This window comes from Bradyrhizobium sp. AS23.2, from assembly GCF_001908185.1.
Classification (GTDB): Bacteria; Pseudomonadota; Alphaproteobacteria; order Rhizobiales; family Xanthobacteraceae; genus Bradyrhizobium.
This window is the reverse complement of record NZ_LGHM01000071.1, coordinates 1-20,430: the sequence shown is the minus strand read 5'-3', so window position 1 is coordinate 20,430 and position 20,430 is coordinate 1. Positions and strand designations below refer to the sequence as shown.

At 61.4% G+C, this 20,430-nt stretch carries 21 protein-coding genes, 1 tRNA gene and 2 pseudogenes; 12 read left to right on the top strand and 12 right to left on the bottom strand.

Annotation, left to right across the window (positions count from 1 at the left end):
- Positions 1–12: 12 nt before the first annotated feature.
- Both AC630_RS16210 and AC630_RS16205 read right to left on the bottom strand, forming a co-directional pair.
- Positions 13–429: a response regulator transcription factor gene (locus AC630_RS16210; protein WP_245330419.1), complete on the bottom strand. Its 417-nt coding sequence runs from the start codon at positions 427–429 to the stop codon at positions 13–15.
- Positions 430–489: 60 nt separating this feature from the next.
- Positions 490–1,152: a response regulator transcription factor gene (locus tag AC630_RS16205; protein ID WP_074119507.1), complete on the bottom strand. Its 663-nt coding sequence runs from the start codon at positions 1,150–1,152 to the stop codon at positions 490–492.
- 483 nt (positions 1,153–1,635) lie between these two features.
- Here AC630_RS16205 and AC630_RS16195 point away from each other — a divergent pair, with 483 nt between their 5' ends.
- Complete coding sequence (locus tag AC630_RS16195) at positions 1,636–2,556, top strand: AraC family transcriptional regulator (RefSeq protein ID WP_074119505.1); 921 nt, start codon at positions 1,636–1,638, stop codon at positions 2,554–2,556.
- Between the two features lie 247 nt (positions 2,557–2,803).
- Here AC630_RS16195 and AC630_RS16190 read toward each other — a convergent pair whose 3' ends face one another.
- From AC630_RS16190 to rplU, 3 genes are all read right to left on the bottom strand, one after another.
- Positions 2,804–3,397 carry a GNAT family N-acetyltransferase gene (locus AC630_RS16190; protein WP_074119526.1) on the bottom strand — a complete coding sequence of 198 codons (594 nt, stop codon included), beginning with the start codon at positions 3,395–3,397 and terminating at the stop codon, positions 2,804–2,806.
- 140 nt (positions 3,398–3,537) lie between these two features.
- Entirely contained in the window at positions 3,538–3,807 is a 270-nt protein-coding gene (rpmA, locus tag AC630_RS16185) for a 50S ribosomal protein L27 (protein ID WP_074119504.1), read from the bottom strand.
- Between the two features lie 102 nt (positions 3,808–3,909).
- On the bottom strand, positions 3,910–4,284 hold the full coding sequence (rplU, locus tag AC630_RS16180) for a 50S ribosomal protein L21 (RefSeq protein WP_074119503.1): 375 nt from the start codon (positions 4,282–4,284) through the stop codon (positions 3,910–3,912).
- Positions 4,285–4,616: 332 nt separating this feature from the next.
- Here rplU and AC630_RS16175 point away from each other — a divergent pair, with 332 nt between their 5' ends.
- Positions 4,617–5,747 (top strand): ROK family protein, encoded by a 1,131-nt coding sequence (locus AC630_RS16175; RefSeq protein ID WP_074119502.1) that lies wholly within the window; start codon positions 4,617–4,619, stop codon positions 5,745–5,747.
- A 265-nt stretch (positions 5,748–6,012) separates the two neighbouring features.
- Here the strand turns inward: AC630_RS16175 and AC630_RS16170 are convergent.
- Positions 6,013–6,337: pseudogene (locus AC630_RS16170) on the bottom strand (alpha/beta fold hydrolase); the annotation flags it as partial.
- 134 nt (positions 6,338–6,471) lie between these two features.
- On the opposite strand from AC630_RS16170, the gene AC630_RS16165 reads away from it, so the two are divergent.
- The 8 genes and pseudogenes from AC630_RS16165 to AC630_RS16135 all read left to right on the top strand — a co-directional run.
- Positions 6,472–6,561, top strand: a tRNA-Ser gene (locus AC630_RS16165).
- A 156-nt stretch (positions 6,562–6,717) separates the two neighbouring features.
- On the top strand, positions 6,718–7,521 hold the full coding sequence (locus tag AC630_RS16160) for a HipA family kinase (protein ID WP_074119501.1): 804 nt from the start codon (positions 6,718–6,720) through the stop codon (positions 7,519–7,521).
- An 11-nt stretch (positions 7,522–7,532) separates the two neighbouring features.
- Complete coding sequence (locus AC630_RS16155; protein WP_074119500.1) at positions 7,533–8,324, top strand: DUF3037 domain-containing protein; 792 nt, start codon at positions 7,533–7,535, stop codon at positions 8,322–8,324.
- Between the two features lie 59 nt (positions 8,325–8,383).
- Positions 8,384–8,869: a hypothetical protein gene (locus AC630_RS16150; RefSeq protein WP_074119499.1), complete on the top strand. Its 486-nt coding sequence runs from the start codon at positions 8,384–8,386 to the stop codon at positions 8,867–8,869.
- Between the two features lie 237 nt (positions 8,870–9,106).
- Positions 9,107–9,556, top strand: coding sequence for a hypothetical protein (locus tag AC630_RS16145; protein WP_074119498.1), 450 nt, complete (start codon positions 9,107–9,109; stop codon positions 9,554–9,556).
- A gap of 51 nt (positions 9,557–9,607) precedes the next feature.
- Entirely contained in the window at positions 9,608–10,090 is a 483-nt protein-coding gene (locus tag AC630_RS16140) for a hypothetical protein (protein WP_074119497.1), read from the top strand.
- Between the two features lie 199 nt (positions 10,091–10,289).
- Positions 10,290–10,508, top strand: a complete 219-nt coding sequence (locus tag AC630_RS48335) for a restriction endonuclease (protein ID WP_083636290.1) — start codon at positions 10,290–10,292, stop codon at positions 10,506–10,508.
- Positions 10,448–10,750 (top strand): annotated as a pseudogene (locus AC630_RS16135) (restriction endonuclease); the annotation flags it as partial. The gene AC630_RS48335 and the pseudogene AC630_RS16135, both read left to right, overlap by 61 nt.
- A gap of 475 nt (positions 10,751–11,225) precedes the next feature.
- On the opposite strand, the gene AC630_RS16130 reads toward AC630_RS16135, so the two are convergent.
- A complete protein-coding gene (locus AC630_RS16130; protein WP_074119495.1) occupies positions 11,226–12,602 on the bottom strand; it encodes an aminotransferase-like domain-containing protein in 1,377 nt (458 codons plus the stop codon).
- A 162-nt stretch (positions 12,603–12,764) separates the two neighbouring features.
- Between AC630_RS16130 and AC630_RS16125 the strand changes: the two genes are divergently transcribed.
- Positions 12,765–13,625 (top strand): DMT family transporter, encoded by an 861-nt coding sequence (locus AC630_RS16125; protein WP_074119494.1) that lies wholly within the window; start codon positions 12,765–12,767, stop codon positions 13,623–13,625.
- A 10-nt stretch (positions 13,626–13,635) separates the two neighbouring features.
- On the opposite strand, the gene AC630_RS16120 is transcribed toward AC630_RS16125, so the two are convergent.
- Entirely contained in the window at positions 13,636–14,847 is a 1,212-nt protein-coding gene (locus AC630_RS16120) for an EAL domain-containing response regulator (protein ID WP_074119493.1), read from the bottom strand.
- 694 nt (positions 14,848–15,541) lie between these two features.
- Positions 15,542–16,705 carry a hypothetical protein gene (locus tag AC630_RS16115; RefSeq protein WP_074119492.1) on the bottom strand — a complete coding sequence of 388 codons (1,164 nt, stop codon included), beginning with the start codon at positions 16,703–16,705 and terminating at the stop codon, positions 15,542–15,544.
- 338 nt (positions 16,706–17,043) lie between these two features.
- On the opposite strand from AC630_RS16115, the gene AC630_RS16110 reads away from it, so the two are divergent.
- Positions 17,044–17,667 (top strand): helix-turn-helix domain-containing protein, encoded by a 624-nt coding sequence (locus tag AC630_RS16110; protein WP_074119491.1) that lies wholly within the window; start codon positions 17,044–17,046, stop codon positions 17,665–17,667.
- A 59-nt stretch (positions 17,668–17,726) separates the two neighbouring features.
- Here AC630_RS16110 and AC630_RS16105 read toward each other — a convergent pair whose 3' ends face one another.
- From AC630_RS16105 to AC630_RS16095, 3 genes are all read right to left on the bottom strand, one after another.
- The gene (locus AC630_RS16105) at positions 17,727–17,975 is read right to left on the bottom strand and encodes a hypothetical protein (RefSeq protein WP_074119490.1); all 249 of its coding nucleotides are present in this window, start codon (positions 17,973–17,975) and stop codon (positions 17,727–17,729) included.
- 97 nt (positions 17,976–18,072) lie between these two features.
- Positions 18,073–18,450: an Hpt domain-containing protein gene (locus tag AC630_RS16100; protein ID WP_074119489.1), complete on the bottom strand. Its 378-nt coding sequence runs from the start codon at positions 18,448–18,450 to the stop codon at positions 18,073–18,075.
- A 155-nt stretch (positions 18,451–18,605) separates the two neighbouring features.
- Positions 18,606–19,307 carry a Crp/Fnr family transcriptional regulator gene (locus tag AC630_RS16095; protein WP_074119488.1) on the bottom strand — a complete coding sequence of 234 codons (702 nt, stop codon included), beginning with the start codon at positions 19,305–19,307 and terminating at the stop codon, positions 18,606–18,608.
- Positions 19,308–20,430 lie beyond the last annotated feature (1,123 nt).

Genomic DNA, 20,430 nt, shown 5'->3' with positions numbered 1-20,430 from the left:
GGGCGGGTGAGATTAGTCATCTGACGTTGGATCCCGTCCATCGTTGCGTCGCGAGCGTCCGGCGTGATCCATCGCGTTCTGGAGAAGATGAAACAGCACCTCGTCATTGACCGGCTTGGTCAGGCACGCATAGGCGCCACCTTTCAGTGCCCGCACGCGCGTGTCAGGATCCGTGTCGGCGGTGATGAAGATGACCGGCATTGACGAGCCCAGTTCCCGTAGTCTCTCCTGCAACTCGAGCCCGCTACGGCCCGGCATGCTCACGTCGGTGATCAGGCAATCGAAGCGGTCTGGCGCGAACTCGGCCATGAAGGCTTCCGCCCGCTCGAAGGTGCGGCACGCAACGTCCAGGACCAGCAGGAGATCGGAAAGAGCCTCTCGCACCGCTTCATCGTCATCGACGATGGCTACTAAAGGCGTCTTGGACAAGCAGATGTCTTTCGCTGGCATGGCCCCGCGACCATCTGCCCATTGCTGGCGGGGATGTATCTATTCTTTGGTGTAGGATGGATGCTCCCCTCGAATTTCCTGCGGCAGTGCGCCCCAGATCCGGATGAGGTCACCGACCGACGCTGCCTCGAGCTTTCTCGTCACGTTGCCGCGGTGCAGCTTGACGGTGACCTCGCTGATGTCGAGGTCGAATGCGATCTGCTTGTTGAGCCGGCCTCTCGCCACCTCGCGCAAGACCTCGCGCTCGCGCGGCGTCAGCCTTTCGTAGCGATCGGCATATTGTTTGACGAGGCGGGTCGCGGCGCGCTGCGAGATGTCCTTCTCGATCCCAGCCGCGACCGCGTCGAGCAGCGTCTGGTCGCGCACAGGTTTCGTAAGAAAGTCGATGGCGCCGGCCTTCATCGCCTGGACGGTCATCGCGATGTCGCCATGGCCGGTCAGGAAGATGATCGGCCGCATATTGTTACGGGAGACGAGATGCTGCTGGAGATCCAGCCCGCTTGCGCCGGGCATGCGAACGTCGAGGATCAGGCACCCGGGCCGATCCGGAAGTTCGGCCCTGAGCAGTTCCTGGGTCGATCCAAAGCAGCATGCGTCGATGCCGACCGACAACAAGAGCTCATAGATCGCCGAGCGGATCTCCTCGTCGTCGTCCACGACCAGGACGAGCGGGCGGTTGGAATCGTCGGCAATAGTGTTCATGATTAGGCGCGATACCTGGCTTGAAGCAAACGAGCCGATCAATGCGCTTGCCGCAATCATCGTGACCTCTTGTCGATCGCTTCGCCGTCGTGACTTGCTGATCTCGATCCAGGTCCGTTCGGACTTTGAGACCGGTCATTTGCGGGTTCTAGGCGGTATGAAGGTCCTCGTCTTTCCCGATGCTGCCGTGTGTTGCCTGATCCTGCTCCACGGGCGCCTTGGCGCGACGTCGGGCCGCACTTTGCGTGCGTTTGTGAAAACTCGTGATGTCCTCGCCTCGGTTCGGCAACGGTTCCCCCGGGTCGGGAGGCGAATGAAATCGTACTGAAATTGCTCGAAAATGATCGGGCCCATCGCCCGGAACGAGCGGGTGAGCCCTGCGTCGGCGGCCGTGGACAGCTATCGGCGAATATCCGATAAACGGTTCTGCAAATTGCAAGGCGCTGTGGCCTGCCCTTGGACGTTCACAGAAGAGACAATCCAATGACGCGGACTGGCGCTTACGGAGAGCGGTTAGGGGAATTCCTGCGCCTCGGGGATACACCGCCTTCATTGGTGACCCGTTCGCTGCGCAGCACTGAGATAGCAGTGACCGAAACGCGCAACGACAATCCCGTGCCGGGTCTTTCCGGCTCGTTCGCTGCGGAAGATGCCTATCTCGTCAGCTTGAAGCTTCTTGACTATCCGGATTGCGAGATATGGGAACATGGGCGCCATCTCAAGAAGGCGGACGTCCACGCCGGCACGACCTATCTCTACGATCTCAAACGTGACCCGCGTTACGTGATCGACAAGCCGCTTCATTCCCTTCATTTCTACGTGCCGCATTCGGCGCTCGACAGCCTCGCCGATCAATCGGGTACGCCGCGCATTGACCCGCTCGATTGCAAGCCTGTCGGGCACGATGATGCCATCGTGCGCCATATCGGGGCTTCATTGCGCGAGGGGCTGCGACGGCCGGACGAAGCCAATCAGATCTTCATCGATCACATGATGCTTGCGTTCACCGCCCATGTCGCGCAGGCCTATGGCGGATTGCGGCACAAGACCGAGCCCAGCCGTGGTGCCCTTGCACCCTGGCAGGTGACGCGCGCCTGCGAAAAGCTTGAAGCCGACATCGGCGGCAAGCTGCCGTTGCAGTCGATTGCAGCCGAGCTCGGCCTCTCGGTCAGCCATTTCTCACGTGCGTTTCGAGCCTCGACCGGCCTGCCGCCGCATCGCTGGCTTCTGCATCATCGCGTGAGGACCGCCAAGCAGCTGATGAGCGTACGCGGTTTGTCGCTCTCCGAGATTGCGATCTCGGCCGGCTTTGCCAACCAGAGCCATTTCACACGGGTCTTCTCCGCGACGGTTGGCGTCAGCCCCGGCGCGTGGCGGCGAGATGCGCTGGGAGCACAGAGGTGAATCCGCCGGCGTAGTGCGGCCACACTGTCGTCCCGGACAAGCGAAGCGCAGATCTGGGGACCTCCGCGCGAGCGCTTGCGCTCGTCGCGACACCCACAAGGAGTAATTTTGCGAAGACTCGGAGTGGGAGCCTCGCGTCACAACTGCTTCCTGTGGTTATGGGTCCTCAGATGCGCAATTGCGCATCATAGCTCGCGACTTCGTCGCGCCCCGGGACGACAGTGGTGATTGAGGATGGGCCAGCGCCCTACCTCACCCGTCTCGCGCTGCTCCAGCTTTTCAGCGACGCCCACACCCCGCGCGAGAGGCGGAAGCAGTCGACGGGCGTGGAGGATCCCAGCGCCAGGAAGCGGTGCAGCTGGACGCCGCTCCACTGGAAGCCGCACTTTTCCAGCACGCTGCGCGAAGCCGGATTGGTGACGCGCGCGCCCGCATGGAGATGATCGTCCTCGAACTCCTCGAAGAAGAAGTCGATCGCGCCGCGCGCAGCCTCGGTGGCAAAGCCCTGGCCCCAGTGCTCGACGCCGAGCCAGTAGCCGAGCTCGGCATTGTCAGGCGTGGAGCAGTCGATGCCGACCATGCCGACCGGCGTGGTGTCGTACTCGATCAGGAACGCGGTCTCGCTGCCGAGCTCGGCGGTGGCGCGGACGAATTCGACGGCGTCGTCCTGCGAATAGGGATGGGGGAGGCGGCGGGTGTTCTCCGCGACGCGGCGGTCGTTGGCGAGCCGGGCAATGGTCCTGACATCGGCGAGTGTCGGCCGCCGCAAGGTCAGCCGCTCGGTGGCGACGACGCTCGGTCTTGCCTCCCGCAAGGTCACGCTCGAGAAATCCTGCAACATGTTCGGCTCCGTCAAAGTCACTAAGGTAAAGTGAACTAGTCAAACGAAAGGGGAGGCCGGTTTCCCGCCTCCCCTGGAGCCTTCTCGTGGACTCCGCCGGTTTGGTCAGGACCCGGCGGACTCCAAATTTGATCCACCGTCTATTCAGCCGCCTCTGCAATCGGGAGTACCGATACGAAGGTGCGGCCGTTGGCTTTGGCCTGGAACGCAACGCGCCCTTCAACCTTGGCGAACAAAGTGTGGTCCGTGCCCATGCCGACATTGAGGCCGGGGTGCCAAGTGGTGCCGCGCTGACGCGCAATGATGTTGCCGGGAGTGACGACCTCCCCGCCGAACGCCTTGATGCCGAGGCGCTTACCCTTCGAATCGCGTCCGTTGCGCGATGAACCGCCTGCTTTTTTGTGAGCCATGGCTCGTCTCCGAAATCCTACGTAGTTCTAGGTCAATTCCTTGACGGAATCATTTCAAAATTTCTCACGCATCAATTCGTGAATTGGCGTGATCGATTCTCGTTACTCGGCGGCTTCCTTTGCCACCTTTTCCTTTTTCGGACGCGGGCCCTTGGTGGGCTTGGCGTTGTCCGTCAGGATCTCGGTGACGCGCAGAACCGTGATCTCGTCGCGATAGCCGCGCTTGCGGCGCGAATTCTTGCGGCGGCGCTTCTTGAACGCGATGACCTTCGGTCCGCGCTTGTGGTCGAGCACCTCGACCGCAACGGACGCACCTGCGACCGTCGGAACGCCCAGGACCGGCGTGTCGCCGCCGACCACCAGGACTTCATTCAACTGCACGATCGTGCCGACTTCGCCGGCGATCTTGCCTACTTCGAGAACATCATCCGGAACGACGCGGTATTGCTTGCCGCCGGTTTTGATGACTGCGAACATCGTTTTTTTCCTTCGTGTTCAATCCCGGCCTCGTGACGGATTGTCCGGGCCGGCTTTTTGTCAGTCGCTAAGGGTTTATGCGAATTTCGCGTGGGCGGGAGTTATCCCTTTGAAAAACCACGCAAAAGCACGCGGCGCGAGAAACGCCCCGCGCCGGTTGTGGGACTTATAGCCGCCGGACGCCGAGAGTCAAGGAAAACCGCCGGAAAAGGCCCGGATTTGAAGGATTTGGACCGCATCCACCAGCTCGAATCGAATCCCGGCCCGCGCTGCAACCAACCGGTTCCCGCGCCGTTGTCCCGGCCGGAACAGGTAAGCGTGCAAAGGCTCCCATGGCAACAGACGAGCTGGTCAAGACGACGGGCATCGCCCATCACGGCGCCGAGCGGCTGCCGTCGGTGGACGTCGACAGTTTCAATATCGAGATGAAGGACGAGGACGGCTTCCTTGGCGACCGCGCCAGCAAGGGCGCGTTTCGCAAAATCCTCGACCGCTGGCGCAAGCCGCTGCGCAAGTCCGGCGAGGACCCGTTCGGCAAGGAGCCGTCTGAGAACATCAGCAAGAAGACGCTGGACGCCATGCTGGTCGGCGACGACACCGAGGCCTCGGCGGTCGTGCATAGCGCGATCGAGGATTTTGCCCAGGAGCTCGCTTACGTCACGCGCCGCTTCCTCAAGACCAAGGCCTGGGCCAAGACCGAGCGCATCGTGGTCGGCGGCGGATTTCGCGATTCGAGGCTCGGTGAACTGGCGATCGCGCGCACCGAGATCATCCTCAAGGCCGAAGACTTCAAGATCGATTTGCAGCCGATCCGCCATCACCCGGACGAGGCCGGCCTGATCGGCGCGCTGCATCTGGCGCCATCCTGGATCTTCGAGACCTATGACAGCATTCTCGCGGTCGATATCGGCGGCACCAACATCCGCTGTGGCCTGGTGGAGACGAACTGGAAGAAGGCCAAGGATCTCTCGAAGGCGCGGGTCGCGAAATCCGAGCCGTGGCGTCATGCCGACGACGAGCCGACCCGCGAAGGCGCGGTGAAGCGGCTCACGAAGATGCTGAAGGGGCTGATCACGGTGGCCGAGAGCGAAGGCCTCAAGCTCGCGCCCTTCATCGGCATTGCCTGTCCCGGCGTGATCAACGAGGACGGCTCGATCGAGAAGGGCGCGCAGAACCTGCCGGGCAATTGGGAGAGCAGCAAGTTCAACCTGCCGGCGAGCCTGATCGAGGGCATCCCTGAGATCGGCGAGCACGACACTGCAATCGTGATGCACAATGACGGCGTGGTTCAGGGCCTCTCCGAGGTGCCGTTCATGCAGGATGTCGATCGCTGGGGCGTGCTGACCATCGGCACGGGCCTTGGCAATGCCCGCTTCACCAATCGCCGCAAGGACGCGGGTAACGGAAAAAACCGTGATTCTACTGAGAACGGCAAGAAAAAGGGCAAGAACGGCAAGGAGTAACCTTGACTGGTTAGGTTAAGGAACACTTTGCGTTGCGGCGCCCGGGCTGCACGCTAGGGTCGAATCGTCGCCTCACCTGGCCGGCGAAGCCGCCCTTCCTGGCCAGAATTTCAATGAGCGGCAACGGGACCGCCAGTGTTTACCGCGTCTGGCGGTCCCACCCGTTCTTTGCGTGACGTGGCCTGCCGTTCAGCTCCAGCCGATACGCTGAAAGAACGCCGCGATTTCCGCTGCCGCGCGATCTGGATCTGCCCAATGCGGGAAGTGCCTGCCGCGCGAGGGTCTGCATGACGGGGCCGCCGACATCATGGCCAACCACCCCGAATCGCGCGATGCCGAATCGATCCATCAGCGCCAGCATGTCCGCCGCATGGCCCTCCGGCCCGTTGGGCCCGTCGGGCTTGTCGCTGTCGCCAAAGCCGCGCAGATCGGGCGCGATCAGCATGAAACGGTCCGCCAGTCGCGCCATGACCGGCTCCCAGGTCAGCCAGAATTCCGGCCAACCATGCAGCAAAAGCAGCGGTTTGCCCCCGCCCGGCGCGAACCAGGTGGAAATTGGCGCCATTGGCCTCGATCGTCAGATGCTCCATGGCGGTTCCTTCGTGAATGAGACCAGGGATGAAAGAGGCAGCGGATTTTCCCCTTTCGCGCCTTGTCTGGCCCGCCATCCTCGCCTATTACACGCCCCGACCACAGGGGTTCCTGCCCCGATTTGGCGCACCAAGGAGAGGTGGCAGAGTGGTTGAATGCACCGCACTCGAAATGCGGCATAGGTGCAAGCCTATCGGGGGTTCGAATCCCTCCCTCTCCGCCATGGTTTATTAGTATCATATTGAAATCGTTCTAAAAAATCACTGGCACGTAGCTAGGTCCCCAAAACCGTCCCCAGCGAGTGCCCATTTTGCTGATCGGGTATGCGGTGATTTGCCAAAGGACTTGAGATACAACTCCCGCTATTGCGGGGCTGGGTATGTTGTATTGTGGAGCGAATTGGCAACCGAATGGCGTCAAAAGGGTCATTGAGACTTTCCAGACGAGTACTCGTGTTGCTCTGGTTGCTACCAACGTCGGAAATGGCTTTCTAAAAGGCATGGGAAATCCCGCCGGCAATATGAGCTTGGCGGCAGAATTAGTAGCGGGGGAGCTGGCGCATTGGTTCGGCCTGCCCATCCCGCCATTTGCGGTTATCAATCTGAGCGGCGAAATTGAAATACCCATGATCGATGGGGGCCCGCTCCTCGCCGGACCGGCCTTTATCTCGAAAGAGGTCGACGGTTTCAGCGGGGCCGCTGGCATCAGCAAGATTAGCAATCCTGCCGATGTGTCCAGGCTGATTGTTTTCGATACTTGGGTTCGCAATGCCGACCGGTGCGCCCCAGAGCCGTTCGGCTATCCCCCCAACTACGATAACCTGTTCTTTACCCGCTCTGCGTCAAAGTTCCAGCTTACTGCCTTGGATCACTCTCAGGCCTTCGTCGAGAGTGGAGTTGAAGATAGCCTATCCGACCCATACCTCCTGACTGACGACGAAGTGTATGGCTACTTCCCTGAATTTGCTGATTTAGTTGACTCAGGGGCGGTGATGGACGCTGCGGGTAAGCTTAGGCAGATAGTACCTGCTACGGTACACGAAATAATAGCTTCTATCCCTGCTGCATGGGCGATATCAGATAGTGCGAGAGCGTCATGGGCAGATGTAATTCTCGCCCGCGCACGAGCAGTGGCAGACTATCTACCACCTAAGTTGTTGGTGAATCCGGGTCTTGGTTTATAGGGAGGCGGGTCATGTTTGAACGACAAGGCTATTACGCGCTCCTGCAGTACAGTGATGCGCCTGAGCGGCTTGAATATATCAACATCGGCGTTGCTTTGTTTTTGCCAAGCAAGAAAGAGGTGCTGGTCCGGTTTAGTCATGGATTGCGCAGAGTTGAGCGGATGTTTGGAAAGCAGCCGCATGGCTACCTCAATCTGCTCAAAACGGATTTCGCAGGTCGTTTGAGTGCGCTCAAAGGCGTTGACCACCGAGAACTGTCAAAGTTTGCTAACTCGCGCGTGAACAAGATACGGATTGCCGGTATCCAGTCCATTCTTGTTGAACGAGAGCCGCAGGTAGAGATCGACGAATTATTCGATCAACTCGTTGGGGAAGATGAGGTCGGTTCTCGCAGGAAAAAAGTCGCAGCTGAACTAAAGGACAAGTTTGAAGTTGCTGGCGTGGATTTGCTCTTAGAAAAGCCAGAGCCTGTTCAGCTGCCTCAGGGCGTGACCGTGGAAGCTCCGTATGCTTATCAGAACGGGTTCTACAATCTTATCGATGCGGTCCGTTTGGATGGAAACGGTGCAGATGCGCTTGCGCGTGCGAGCGAGCGGGCTGTCGTAGGTCAATGGCTGCGTCAATATTCGATTAAATTGGGACATCCAAAGCAGCTAGTCGTTGTTGGAGACTTCGCTTCGACCGACAATCGATTTCGAAGTGCTGTAGATCAAATGATGCGGGAGCATTTCGTAAAGCTCTACGATTTCGAAATGCTCGATATGTTGATTGAAGACATCCGCAAGAACTCACATCCTCATTAGCTAGGCTGATGGGCTGTTGGCCTGTTGCAGATAGCCGAGCAGCAAAACGGGACTGCGCCGTGAGCGAGGTTGTCGGCATTGCGTTCATCGCGCTGGGTGCCATGGTCCTGTTCGCCATGGGAATCCGGTTACCGAAGAGACCTAGCCCGCTTCATGTAAAGCCGCCGCCAATTCCCCAACCCGAGTTGCCGCTTACCGAAGTGCTCCAGCAATTCGAGCGTCAAGCCAACGAAAAAGCTCAGCTTTATGAGAGGCGCAGAAAGTGGCTGCGACCGTTCGGGATATTCGGGCGCTTAGTAATTTATGCTGGACTGTTTCTACTTCTCTACGCCTATTGGCCGGAAGATATATCGCATCAACCATTTGCGAGCCTGACGCTGTCAGACATTGCCAAGACTGCCGCCGCAATCGCTATTGCCTTGCTGCTGATCCGTGCCGCTTTTGAGCCGAGCGAGGACGAAGGTATCAAGGACGCTTGGGGCTGGATCGGAGTTGTGGTCTTGGGCAGCATTGGAATTGGCGCAATCCTGCTATTCAAGAGCTAAACTAACCCCTTATAGCCTGCCGACGAACGACTGCGTCTGTCGTGTAACGACCGTGCTTCAATGCGTTTCGATTGCCTTTCGGTGCCCCCGGCGACGGCCCACCGTGCATCCGCCACCTACCGTTTGCCCATTGCTGGTGACTGGCACGGCCCAAATCGGGGCCGGACTAGGAGGAAATTGCAATTGCCAATTGCATAAATCCAGGCAAAATCCCTTGGGGTTGGGGGGGACTAATTCATGCGTGTTCTTGGAATCTGCGCGCTTAGCGTCGCATTGGCTGGTTGTGCAATTCAGCGTTCGCAAGTCGCTCAGGAAGCAAAAGCCTCGATAGTCGGTATGACCAAAGAGCAAGTTTTTACTTGCATGGGGCCAGCCGCATCAAAGGCTGCGGAAGGGGCAACAGAGATTTGGTCGTATCCATCAGGGAACGGTTACCGATCAACGACAGTCGTAGCGGGCACCGATGGCAATTTCAACGCAACACGTTCCGGCAACAACGTGTCCGGCACGGTCAACACGTTCGGCTCCGCAACCGGCGTTAGCACCGCGCGTTTCTGCACAGTCAATATCGTCATTCAGGGCGGCGTTGTTAGTCAGGTCAACTATTCCGGGCCGACCGGTGGGCTTCTAACTGGCGGTGAGCAGTGTGCGTTCGCAGTTGAAGCTTGCGCCAAAAAACAGGGATGACCGGAAGATACCGTTAGCTTCCAAATCCTTTTGCCTCAGGTGAGTTTTCAGATGGTTCTGTTTCGCCCGCATGTTCGTGCGTTTATTGCAGCTTCTCTCGGCTCGGCTTGCCTCCCCCTTTTGTTGACCGACCACGCCTTAGCCGAAGATACAATTCAGTTGGAACAAATGCTTTCCGCAGATGAACAAGCGCAGCTTGGCATCTCTACCATGCCTCTGGCGAAGCGAGACGCGATGCGAGGGGCATTGATCAGAATGTACCAGCAGGGTTATCGGGCCGCCAAAGGGGCAGACCGGCTAAGCGCCGGCAGTGGGACGGGGGTGATAGAAACCCAGGTCGATGAGGACTTCAATGGCTGGGAAGGAGAAACTGTAGTCAAGTTGCTCAACGGACAGATTTGGCAACAGACAGAATACCACTATGAGTACCACTACGCCTACATGCCCAAGGTGTTGGTTTATGCCGCAGGCGCCGGCTATAAAATGAAAGTGGATGGCGTCTCAAAGGCGATAGGTGTCCAACGCCTAAGGTAGTTTCCGTTGTAAGCTTCAGAGCCTAGTCGATAATTTCAGCAATAAGCTTTTTCATTTTGCTTAGCTTCGCCGATATCTCTCGTCTAGCCATGATGGCTTCCAGCGCGCCGAGTGGGCCCGGGGCGACCGAGACCGAGAAGGCCGTCGATGAGGCCGAGCGAGCGCACCAGATGAGAAGGCCTACCTCAATCAAGATGCAATCCAGACGGGGCTTGTCCGCATCCTGCGCGGCATCACCGACAAAGTGTTCGAGGAATTGTGCGCGCGCTTACTGCGGCACATCGGGTTCGAGAACCTAAAGGTTAGCGGTAAAACCGGCGATCATGACATTGACGGTGAGGGTTTCTTTCTCATCAACCGCTTCGTGCAGACCAAGTCATGTTTCGATGCAAGCGCTATACAAGGACAGTGCAGGTAAAGGAAATCCGAGACTTCCGCGGCGCAATCCAAGTTCGTTCCGAACGCGGTATCTTCCTGACCACGGGCACCTTCACCAAGGGCGCCCGTGAAGAAGCGGCTCGCGAGAACACAACGGCGATCGAGCTTGTTGATATTGACCGCCTGCTGGCGCTGTTGATCGAGGAGGGCTTGGGTATCCGCGAGACGAGGGCACTTACCATCGACCGCGAGTTCTTCACGCCTTACCAGAAAGTGGGGTAACCGTTCGATCGTCGGTTACACGACCCGCAATGATGACATTGTGCCCCTGTTTTGCCCGACGAGTCAAACCACGCGCGACGTCATCCGAAACTCGCCGACACTGCGATCGCCGCCTATCTCTGCCGACCTCCGAAAGCGTTACCGGCAACAGGCGGCAGTGTCGGCGACAACGCTCTCCAGCGTCGATTCAAACTCATCATCACTCGGCGTGCGCCGCTCTTGGAATTTTGCCCGCCGCATCAGATGGTTTGTCGGATGCAGCGGGCCTTGCGCCGGCAGCCGCCGGCTACTGTGCATGGGGTTGTTTTCGACATTTTTGTTGTGAGGTCGCGGAAAGCCCCCACAGATTCGGTGATAGGTTGAACGTGCCACCGGCGCGGTTCGACCCAGCAACAGCCCGCCGCCGGCCGGCAGCCAGGTGATCTACGACGATGTTCGACCGAACCTATCGTTCCGACTCCGTCGGAATGGGGCTCTAGCTGCCGTTCGTTCCGGCCGCTTCCTTCAATGTCCGCCGCATCGCATCCCACATCCGCGGATCGTCCATTTGCGCGACGTTGAACCGCATGAAATTCGACGCCGTCTGCGACACGCTGAACACGTTGCCCGGCGCGAGCACCACGTTTTCTTCGAGCGCCGCGCGCGCAACCGCGGTGGCATCCTGCCCGCCCGCGAGGCGGCACCAGAGGAAGAAGCCGCCGTGCGGCATCAGCCAGGGCTCGATCCCCAGGGCCTGGAGCTTGCGCCCCACGTCACGCCGCGTGCGCGTGAGCTTTTGCCTGAGCTCGTCCATGTGCTTGCGATAGCTTCCGCCGGCCAGGACTTTTGCGATGATCTCGGTCGCGACCGGGCCCGGGCCGCCGAAGCTTGTTGCGACCTGGAGATCGACGAGATGCTCGACCCAGTCGGCGCGCGCGGCGATATAGCCGCAGCGCACCGACGCCGACAGCGTCTTGGAGAAACTGCCGATACGGATCACGCGGGTGAGCCCGTCGAGCGCGGCAAGGCGCGGCGAACGCTCCGGTTCGAAGTCGCCAAAGATGTCGTCCTCGATGATGGTGAGATCGTGCGCGCCTGCCGCGGTCAGGAGCCGGTGCGCGGTCTGCAGCGACAGCGTCGCACCGGTCGGATTGTGCAGCGCTGAATTGGTGATGTAGAGCCGTGGCCGTTCGCTCGCGAGGATCTGCTCGAAGCGTGCGACGTCCGGGCCCGACGGCGTGTAGGGCACGCCGACGATCCTGGCCTGATGCGCCCGGAGCAGCGCGCGAAAATTGAAGTAGCAGGGATCGTCGACCAGCACGGTGTCGCCGGGGCGGAGCAGGAAGCGGCAGACGAGGTCGGTCGCCTGAGTGCCCGAGCCCGTCAGCATGAGCTGGTCGACCGACGCCTCGATCGCGTCTTCGGCAAGGCGCGCGAGCAACAGCCGCCGCAGCACCGACGCGCCGCGCGTGCTGCCGTAGTTGGTCAGCAGGCTTTCATCGGCGCGGGCGAGTGCGCGGGCGGCGCGGCGCAAGCCTGCCTCCGGCATCCACTCCGGCGGCAGCCAGCCGCAGCCGGGCTTCGGCACAGCGGCGTCGGCATCGAGCGATTGCCTGGAAACCCAGAACGGGTCGACTTCCCGGTCGCGGCGCGGCTCGACCTCGGCAAGCGCCAGCGGCGGCATGGACGTTGGCGAAACATAGAAGCCCGAGCCGCGGCGGGCACGGATCAGGCCCTCGGCCGCGAGGCGGTCATAGGCTTCGACGACCGTGGAGGGCGAAACGCCGATCGTCGTAGCAAGGCTGCGGATCGAAGGCAGGCGGTCGCCGGCACCGAGCGCGCGGCCCGCGACCTTGGCGCGGATCACGCTCATCACATCGGAGGTTCGCGTTCCGCCGCGGCCCTTCGGGCGAGGTTCTTCGTCCAAGTGTATCGCCTTCCATATCCATACAGTTTTGCCGGATTGTACTGGATTGTCGCTGGTTCCGCTATCGGCCACGACAGAGTATCGCCGTCCAAAAAAAGGTAAGGCGACATGCAATCTGCGGGCAGCGGCTGGGGCAACGGGCTTCTCGGCGTCATCATCTTCAGCGGTTCGTTGCCGGCGACGCGTGTCGCGGTTGGCGGATTCTCCGCTCTGTTCCTGACCTCCGCCCGCGCCGTGATCGCTGCGCTGCTGGGTGCGGCGCTGCTCGGTCTGCTCCGTCAGGCACGGCCGGCGCGCAAGGACCTCGCCTCGCTCACCATCGTCGCTGTCGGTGTCGTGGTCGGCTTTCCGTTGCTGACCGCGCTCGCGCTCCAGCACATCACCTCGGCGCATTCGATCGTCTTCATCGGGCTCCTGCCGCTGTCGACCGCGGTCTTCGGCGTGCTGCGCGGCGGCGAGCGGCCGCAGCCGCTGTTCTGGCTGTTCGCTGTGATCGGCAGCGCCACGGTGGTCGGCTTTGCTCTCTCAAACGACGGCGCGACATCACTTACGGGCGATCTCCTGATGGTCGCCGCGATCGTCTTGTGCGGGCTCGGCTATGCCGAAGGTGCCGCGCTGTCGCGCCGCCTCGGCGGCTGGCAGGTGATTTCCTGGGCGCTGCTGCTCGCGCTTCCGCTGATGGTGCCGATCATGCTCTGGACCTGGCCGTCGACATGGAGCGGCGTCAGTGCGCCCGCCTGGGTCGGGCTCGCCTACGTCTCGGTCTTCAGCATGTTCGTCGGCTTCATCTTCTGGTACCGGGGCCTTGCGATCGGCGGCATCGCGCGCGTCGGCCAGCTGCAGCAGCTCCAGCCGTTCTTCGGCCTCGCGCTCGCCGGCTTCCTGCTGCATGAGCCGGTCGCATGGAGCATGATCGCCGCGACCGTGCTCGTGGTCGTCTGCGTTTTCTTTGCGCGGCGATTTGCCTAAGGCCGCTGCTTCACTCCGCCATCACGGTCCGTGTCAGCTCGCTCCGTGCAAATTTCTTCAGCGGCATCGGCTTGCCGAACAGGAAGCCCTGGACGTGATCGAAGCCGAGCTCGTTCGCGGCCACGAGGTCGGCGCGGCTCTCGACGCCTTCGGCCACGGTGTGCACGCCATAGCCCTGCGCGAGCTCGACGATGTGGCGGCACACCGTGCGCTTCAGGCGGTCATTGCCGCTGCCGGTGACGAAATGCCGGTCGGCCTTCAGCTTGATGAAGGGAATTTTGCCCATATCCATCAGCGACGGCCAGTTGGCGCCGAGATTGTCGATCGACAGGCCGATATTGTGCAGGCGCATCTCGCGCGCGATCTCGGTGAGGAGATCGAGGTCGCGGATCGCTTCCTCGCTGTCGATCTCGATGGTCAGTCCGCCGAAGGCCGGATGCGTCGGCATACGGCGGCAGAGATCGCGCACGGCCTGCGGCTCCTTCAGATACGATGCCGGCAGGTTGACCGAGAGATCGACCGGGCTCTGTCGCTCCAGAAGGTAATGCCAGTCCTGCACGGCGCGCTCGATCACGAATTCCGAGAGATCGCGCAGATGCGGGTCGCGCTCCTCGGGAATGAAATAGGCGGGCGGCACCACGCCCCAGGTCGGATGCCGCATCCGCACCAATGCCTCGGCGCCGCAGCGGATCAGTGTGCGCGCGTCAATCTTGGGCTGGTACCAGAGTTCGAGCCAGCCGGCGTGAAGGGCTTCGCCGACGTGCACGGCTGGGCTCGGCGCCGGTTCGTCCGGCAGCAGCATCGCGACGCGCTCGCGCAGCGTCTCCGCGGCAAACGGCGTCGTCAGCGGCGGCAGCATCGCAAGGCCATATTCCTCGCCGACCTGCTGCACGGCCCTGACGATGATCGACTCGCGGGCGCCGACGGTCAGAACCCTGCCGTCGAATGCCTCGCGAACCAGCGTCTGAAGGAATGTCCCGGGCTCGATGCCGTCGGCAGCGATGCCGAGCAGGATCAGGTCGGGCAATTCGCTCGTCAGCACGGTTTGCAGCTCGTCGGCGCTGGCGCATTCGCTGGTGACGAAGCCGAGATCCTCCAGCACCTCTGCGAGAAAAGCGCGCAAATGGCGCTTGCCATCGACGACGCATGCGCGCGGCGTCATCTTTCGCCGTCCGAAGGTCCTGGGCCTTCGTCCGGCGAGTTCAACAATCTGATCGTTCATCGCAAACCACTCCCGTTCCGCGATGGTGTTTAGCGATGTGGAAGGCTTCAAATATGGAGAGCTTCAGCGCTATCCCCGAATTGTCCGGGTAACGTTAAAGCCTGCACCATGTCTAAAATTGTAGGGATATCCTTGGAGAAGTTTTTACATCTGCCGCCGCCTTGCGCGCGGCGGTGCGGTATCGCACGAGACTTCGGCAACGCGCGGTTTGACAGCGAGCGCGCGCGGTGTCCTGCAATTGGACGAAGCCGTGCACGCTTCGCCCAATTGAATAATTCCGGACTCAATTGCCCGCGGCTTTGTCGTGCTGGGCCGTGTCGACCGCCTTGGACTCGTGACCGTTCTGCGACAATGCGTCCGGTCGCGGCGGCGCGAGTGTGAAGCACATCACAAGTGGATTGCTGCACCTGCGCTAATGCTTCGCGCAGCCGGTGGTGGGCTGTCGAGGATTGCAGCGATGACGACGCGGCGGCTGATCTATTGGTGGTTCAGACTCGTGCTGTCGGGGCGATTTCTCGATCGCTTCCTGAGCCTGCCGCGCGCGCGCTAAAGCATGGTCAGGACCCGAAGGGCCGCGTTAGCGCAAAGTTGCAGTTGTTTTCCTTCGCGACAAACGCGGAACGCGTTTGCGCGGAGATCGTGCTGAGCCGATAAGCTAAAGTGCGCTGGTCGCGCTTTAGCGCGCTGCGCGATATCAGGTTTGCCCGATCAATTTGCGAAACGCCGCCGCTCCATCCTGCACGGCGTCTCGTCCCTTCCAGGCCAGATAGGACAGCTTGCCGCCGAGCGTATCGTGGCTGCGCAGTCGGCGCGATCCCAAGATGTGACCGACATTGGTGGGGAAGCGGCTCACCTCGGCGGACACCAGCGCCGCGATCGCGTCCATCAATTGCTGGAGGCGGATGCCCCATTCGCAATGTTCGATGCCGTCGATGCGGACCTTGAGCGCATATTCCGTGTCGTAGATCTCGGCGAGCAGATCGCGAGCGACCAGCACCCGATTGTGCCGGAGCGCGATCCTGAGAGCGAGGCGCTTGTCGTCGAGCCGGTCGAGCACCATGGGCACGACGCAGGCATAGGGCGTGGCGGCGACGTCGGCCGCGCTCTTGCTTGCCGCGGCCTTGGTGGCAAGGCGGACCAGCTCCCAGGATGTCTTCAGGCGCCTTGCCACCAGCGCCAGCGCGAAGGGCAGCGCCTCCGGATGGGCCTTCTTGAAGGCGTCGAGCTGTGCGGTGATCCGGGCAACTTGGCCGTCGTCGAATTTCGCGATCTTCTCGGGCAGCTTTTCGTTGAACTTCGGCAGTGCGTCGCCGGCGCGCAGCACATGCTGCATCTTCTTCACGTCGTCGAAGGCCGTGTGCGATGCCGTGTATTGCGCGAGCTTGCCGCGTGCAAACTCGGTGCTCTCCGCCGAGACCAAGGTGTTCTCGAGCACCTTGATCACCTTGGTCTGGAAGGTCGAGGCGATCTTCAGCACTTCCTTCGGGTTGTTGGCGGTGACCTGGTCGTTGATGGCCTTGATGTAGTCCCGCGCCATTGTCGGCAGCAGGTCGCGGCAGATCCACTCCCAGATCGGGGTCAGCGTGTTGCGCGAAATCCGTCCTGCATTGGCATGCTCAGGCGCGCCGTCGATCAGGAGCAGCTCGAGCGGGGCGAAGAAATAGCGCGAGGGACTGGTGGCGCGCGCCTGGGTCGATCCGTCCTTGCGAAACTCGGCGCGCAGGCGGGCCTGGATGTCGGCCGAGCCCGGCATGTCGACGCCGCAGAGCTCGAGCCGCTCGAGCTCGCTGAGCAGGCAGCTGCGCGACAGTGGCGTCAGCCTCTGCAAGAACTCCGACAGCCGATCGATCTCGTTCATGCACGCAATCTTCCGCAGCGTTTCCCGCAGGCTTACCGGCCCGATGCGAGGAGGCATTTGCGCGCTCTCAATCGACGCTAAGAGAAGCAAGTCATTGTTAATTTATCCGTAAAATCCGAGGCCGACCGGGCCGGAAGGAGCTCGACCATCAATTGGGCAATGGTCCGGATGCCAGTGGCGTGGGCAGATCCATCAACTTCCACGCGGTCTTTCTCGGCTCACCGCAAGCATAAATTGTGCCGGTGCCGATATTTCAGCACAAAACTGACAAAATCACCGTAGTCTTACGGTGCAGAAAGTTAACTACAGACCGCCTCGGGTTCCGCTAAACGAGTCACATGGAGTCACAGAACGATACGGCTGCTGATTCGCAGCCGTCGGAATGGTTCGAAAGCGGCGCTTCTCCGCCTGAAGAGCTCGATTTCGTCGGCCTGAACGCGGTCCGCGCCAAGGCGGCCGACGAAATGGCCGCCGCCATCGCCCGCGAGCTCAACGGTCCCCTGACCGCGCTTCTGCTCTACATGGGCGAGATCAAGCACCACAGCGACCAGCTCGCCCCGGTTTCGGGCGACCGCGCCTATTTGCAGCGCGTGGTGGAGAATGCGCTGGAGCAAACCGAGCGTGTTTGCGGCCTGGTCAAGCAGCTTGTCGGCTCTCACCAGGGCGCTCTGCCGATCGCGACCCGGACCGAGGATCCCGAGCCGAAGGTCGGCCGCACGCCGCAGGCACAGCGCGCGCCGCGCGCCGAGCTCGCGGGCCTGTCCGGCCAGAAGCGGTTGACCAAGCGCGAGCGCGAGGTGCTGAGGCTGATCAGCGAGGGCTATTCGAACAAGCAGGGCGCGCTTCGGATGCAAATCAGTCCGCGCACGTTCGAGAGCCATCGCGCTGAGGCGATGCGCAAACTCGGTGCGCGCAACACCGCCGACCTCGTCCGCGCGGCGCTGCTGCATTCGATCGACTGACGCTGTTGCGTTGCGCCGCTGGCCGGCGGGGCGCCCAAAGCCCGGGAACCCGATCGCGTTCAGAAATAGTCTTCAGCAAAGGGACGCGTGCGCGAGCCGGACCGCAGCGGCTTGGGCTCTTCCTTCGGCGTGTTCGGGATGATCGTGATGGTCCAACGGGGAGGGGTGCTCGATTCCTGCTCCAGCACCGAACGCACGAAACCTGTCACCGTCGACTCGCCAGACTTCACCGTCACCATCCGGCCGTTGAACTGTGCGATCCGGAAGCGACGGACCTCCTTCTGGTCCGCGGTCTCGTAGGTGAACATGGAAACCCTCCTGGTTTCCCGCGACTATCGCCACCTATGATTAGCCATCTGTGAAAATCCCAAGCCGTAGAAGTACGGCGGGGTCGTGCGCGTTTCGCTAGCCCTGCGGTTCCTGTGCGCGTGCGGCGGCGTAGGCGACATCCATCAGGTCCAGGAGATCGTGGAATTCGCTGCTGCCGAGCTGCTGCGCAGTCTTCTCCAGCCGCAGCGCCAGCGCCGCGAGCCTGACATAGCCAAACGTTCCGGCCGCGCTCTTCAGCGAGTGCGCTTCGCGCGAGATCCTGGCGTGGTGCTGCTCGAGCGAGAGCGTGCGGAACAGTTGCAGGCGCGCGCAGGTCTCGCTCCAGAACACGGCGCGCACCTCACAGGCGCCGTCCTCGCCGATCTCGCGCACGAGCGCCGCGTAGGCGCCTGGCTCGCGCACGGGCCCGGCATCGAGCGCCTTCTGCGCAGGCGCGGCGGTCACTTCAAACATGGCTTTGCCTGTCCTGATCCCGGTTCGTTTCTCGCGCGGCTCGCAACGCGCGAGGCACGCCCTTGTCTACGGCATTTGGATTTCGGGTCCGGTAGCAGGACTGACGGTGTTTGCAGGCCGGCGTTAGCCGCAGGTTTACCACGCAACGGTGCCGGTCAGCGCGGCCCGAGCAGACGGTCGTACTGCGCCTTCACCGTGGCGTAGCATTCGCATGTCGTCTGGCGCAGGCCGTCCAGATTCATGATCTGGATGTGTCCACGGCTGTAGTGGATGAAATTGGCCTGCTGCAGGGTATTGGCGACCAGCGACACGCTGTTGCGCCGCGCCCCGATCATCTGCGCCATGGCTTCCTGCGTCAGCAGCAGCCGGTAATCGCCCGACAGGTCATGGGTGTGCAATAGGCAGCGCGAAAGCCGCGATTCCACTGGATGCGCGGCGTTGCAGCCCGCGGTCTGCTGCACCTGCGCGTAGACCGCCAGCCCGTGGCGCGTGAGCAGGCTTCGCATCGTGCTGCTTTGCTCGGCCGCGCCATGCAGCCGGTCAAGGTCCATCATGGAGGCGGTGCCGGGAACCAGCACGATCGCTGTATTCAGCGCGCGCGCATCGCCCATGGTCGAGAGCGTCCCGAGCAGGCTGTCGCGGCCGATCATGGCGACCTGCACATGCTCGCCCTTGGCGAGTTTCACCACCAGCGAGATGACACCGCGGTGCGGGAAGTAGGCGCGCTGGAGCGTCTCGCCGGTCTCGACCAGCACCGCGTCATGCGGCAGGTCGATCGTGCGCAGGTGCGGACGGAGCAGTTCATAGTCGTCTGCGGACAGCGCAGACAGGAAACCATTGGATGGACGAGTTTCCAAAGCTGGTCTCTCCCGTCTTCCTCAGCCGGCTGATCTCAATCGCGAATTCATTCCTTGCTTTGGCGCGGTTCCATATTGTTCCCAGCGGGATAAGTTGGCAATCGCGGACATTACGAGGCGCGGTGACCTTTTTCGTCGATGCCGCGCTTGTGCTACGGGCATCCCAGCTCTGCGCATTTCCGCAAGGAGACTGGCCGGACGGCTTGCTCGCCAGGCAAGACTGCCGGCCTCCATCACAGCGCGAAGTCACTGCACCGAAGTATCGCACAGGTTGCGTAAAGAATTATATGCCCGCTAGAGGGCGGGCATCATGTCGCATTTGTGGCGGAAATAAGAATGGCGCGCCTGAATCGCGCGCGAGGACGCGCCCAATGCGGCGCGGGACGACGCGGGACAGATCGGCAAGGGCGTCTCATGTCGGCGAGAGTCGGCAAGCATTGCAGTCATGACGCCTTGGAGCTTTCGTGTCGCCGCGCGCCGTCTGCGCAAGCCGTTCACGCGCGATGCGCTGCCACCATCAACGAATGCCTGCTGGAACGCGCCATCTCCCGCACAGGCCTCCTCGCCGCAAGGTTGCGTTAGGCTGCATCGCCGGTCGCGGTCATTGCGTAAGCATTGGTTTACTGCGCGCGCGGATCGCGCGCATGCCGCGCGTCAGACGCGAAGCGTGTCGCAGGTGCGCCGCCGATCGCCAGTGATTTGATTCAAATTCACGCGAGCCGTGCGTATGGCCCCGCAGGAGCGGGACTTTCCCGCACGTGTCATGCCGCCTTTATCGGCGCGTTTACCTGTTGCATCCCCCACAGGGGCACGCGCTGCGGCGTTTGCCGAAAGACGCTGTCGCATGCAGTCGAGCGGCAAAGTTGTCTTCAATATCCGTATTAGCACGGAGGCTGAAATTAACGGGACCGTGAAAAGGGATGTCTAACGATCCAAGGGCGGACTTCCGCCGATTCCAAGCGCGGTTCAGGCGACGAAGTCCGGCTCAGTAAGGCGTAGCTCATGGATGATCTGTTGCGGGAGTTTTTGACGGAGACCAGCGAGAGCCTGGACACCGTCGACAATCAGCTGGTGAAGTTCGAGCAGGAGCCGAACAACGCCAAGATTCTGGATAACGTCTTCC